The sequence below is a fragment of the Leuconostoc litchii genome, from assembly GCF_008107645.1.
GTDB lineage: Bacteria > Bacillota > Bacilli > Lactobacillales > Lactobacillaceae > Leuconostoc > Leuconostoc litchii.
This window is the reverse complement of sequence record NZ_SDGY01000009.1, coordinates 2,501-5,268: the sequence shown is the minus strand read 5'-3', so window position 1 is coordinate 5,268 and position 2,768 is coordinate 2,501. Positions and strand designations below refer to the sequence as shown.

At 47.8% G+C, this 2,768-nt stretch carries 1 tRNA gene and 2 rRNA genes (1 of these 3 cut by a window edge); all 3 read left to right on the top strand.

What is annotated here, in order from left to right:
* Positions 1 to 204: 204 nt before the first annotated feature.
* Positions 205 to 1,754: ribosomal RNA gene (locus ESZ47_RS08900) — 16S ribosomal RNA — on the top strand.
* A gap of 114 nt (positions 1,755 to 1,868) precedes the next feature.
* Positions 1,869 to 1,941, top strand: a tRNA-Ala gene (locus tag ESZ47_RS08895).
* Positions 1,942 to 2,128: 187 nt separating this feature from the next.
* Positions 2,129 to 2,768 (top strand): 23S ribosomal RNA (locus ESZ47_RS08890); it runs 2,273 nt beyond the window's last position.
* Together the 16S and 23S rRNA genes with 1 tRNA gene alongside form the textbook arrangement of a ribosomal RNA operon.

Genomic DNA, 2,768 nt, shown 5'->3' with positions numbered 1-2,768 from the left:
GTGGTAAGATAATATAGTTGTCTCAGTGACAACAAGTAGCACATTGAAAACTGAACAAAACTTTGAACAAACGAATCTGTGGCTGTTACGTAAAGTAACAAAAACAAATTTGCGAAGTCAATTCGTAACAAACAATAAACGGATTACGTTATAGAGATATAGCGAAATATAGTCAGTTTAATCGAAGAGCAATCTTCAAATTTTCAAATTGAGAGTTTGATCCTGGCTCAGGATGAACGCTGGCGGCGTGCCTAATACATGCAAGTCGAACGCACAGCGAAAGGTGCTTGCACCTTTCAAGTGAGTGGCGAACGGGTGAGTAACACGTGGACAACCTGCCTCAAGGCTGGGGATAACATTTGGAAACAGATGCTAATACCGAATAAAACTTAATGTTGCATGACATAAAGTTAAAAGGCGCTTCGGCGTCACCTAGAGATGGGTCCGCGGTGCATTAGTTAGTTGGTGGGGTAAAGGCTCACCAAGACGATGATGCATAGCCGAGTTGAGAGACTGATCGGCCACATTGGGACTGAGACACGGCCCAAACTCCTACGGGAGGCTGCAGTAGGGAATCTTCCACAATGGGCGAAAGCCTGATGGAGCAACGCCGCGTGTGTGATGAAGGCTTTCGGGTCGTAAAGCACTGTTGTATGGGAAGAACAGCTAGAATAGGAAATGATTTTAGTTTGACGGTACCATACCAGAAAGGGACGGCTAAATACGTGCCAGCAGCCGCGGTAATACGTATGTCCCGAGCGTTATCCGGATTTATTGGGCGTAAAGCGAGCGCAGACGGTTTATTAAGTCTGATGTGAAAGCCCGGGGCTCAACTCCGGAATGGCATTGGAAACTGGTTAACTTGAGTGCAGTAGAGGTAAGTGGAACTCCATGTGTAGCGGTGGAATGCGTAGATATATGGAAGAACACCAGTGGCGAAGGCGGCTTACTGGACTGCAACTGACGTTGAGGCTCGAAAGTGTGGGTAGCAAACAGGATTAGATACCCTGGTAGTCCACACCGTAAACGATGAACACTAGGTGTTAGGAGGTTTCCGCCTCTTAGTGCCGAAGCTAACGCATTAAGTGTTCCGCCTGGGGAGTACGACCGCAAGGTTGAAACTCAAAGGAATTGACGGGGACCCGCACAAGCGGTGGAGCATGTGGTTTAATTCGAAGCAACGCGAAGAACCTTACCAGGTCTTGACATCCTTTGAAGCTTTTAGAGATAGAAGTGTTCTCTTCGGAGACAAAGTGACAGGTGGTGCATGGTCGTCGTCAGCTCGTGTCGTGAGATGTTGGGTTAAGTCCCGCAACGAGCGCAACCCTTATTGTTAGTTGCCAGCATTCAGATGGGCACTCTAGCGAGACTGCCGGTGACAAACCGGAGGAAGGCGGGGACGACGTCAGATCATCATGCCCCTTATGACCTGGGCTACACACGTGCTACAATGGCGTATACAACGAGTTGCCAGCCCGCGAGGGTGAGCTAATCTCTTAAAGTACGTCTCAGTTCGGATTGTAGTCTGCAACTCGACTACATGAAGTCGGAATCGCTAGTAATCGCGGATCAGCACGCCGCGGTGAATACGTTCCCGGGTCTTGTACACACCGCCCGTCACACCATGGGAGTTTGTAATGCCCAAAGCCGGTGGCCTAACCTTCGGGAAGGAGCCGTCTAAGGCAGGACAGATGACTGGGGTGAAGTCGTAACAAGGTAGCCGTAGGAGAACCTGCGGCTGGATCACCTCCTTTCTAAGGATAATCGGAAAGCGACAGCGACTTAAGTGTCAATTTGTTTCGTTCAAAGTTTTGTTTAGTTTTGAGTGTGATACTTTAATAGGTATCATTGTCTCAAAGTGATCCTATGGGGAATTAGCTCAGCTGGGAGAGCACCTGCTTTGCAAGCAGGGGGTCAGCGGTTCGATCCCGCTATTCTCCATAGCCAACCTTTCGGTTGGCGTGTTGTACATTGAAAACTGAATAGTAACAAATTCTTTTAAAAGCAATCGAAAGATTGTAATAAATGAACCGAGAAACAACACAAAAAGTTCTTTAAAAAGAACGGTTTAATCGCAGGTCTGAAAAATGACCAACTCATAAACTTAAACCACAACTTCGGTTGTATAGGTTAAGTTAATAAGGGCGCGTGGTGAATGCCTTGGCACTAGGAGCCGATGAAGGACGTGACTAACTACGATAAGCTTTGGTGAGCGGTAAGTACGCTATGACCCAGAGATTTCCGAATGGGGAAACCTAACTCGTAAGAGTTGTCAGTATCTGAATACATAGGATATTAGACGGAATACGCTGTGAACTGAAACATCTCATTAGCAGCAGGAGCAGAAAGAAAAATCGATTCCCTAAGTAGCGGCGAGCGAACGGGGAAGAGCCCAAACCAACGTGCTTGCATGTTGGGGTTGTAGGACTGATATATAAGAGTTACAAAAGTGTTTTATAGCAGAACAAGTTGGGAAGCTTGGCTATAGAGGGTGATAGCCCCGTAAGTGAAATGAAGCACACTCTTTTCAGGATCCTGAGTACGGCCGGACACGTGAAATCCGGTCGGAATCTGCGGGGACCATCCCGTAAGGCTAAATACTCCCTAGTGACCGATAGTGAACCAGTACCGTGAGGGAAAGGTGAAAAGCACCCCGGAAGGGGAGTGAAATAGTTCCTGAAACCACGACGCCTACAAGAAGTCAGAGCCCGTTAATGGGTGATGGCGTGCCTTTTGTAGAATGAACCGGCGAGTTACGGTATCGTGCG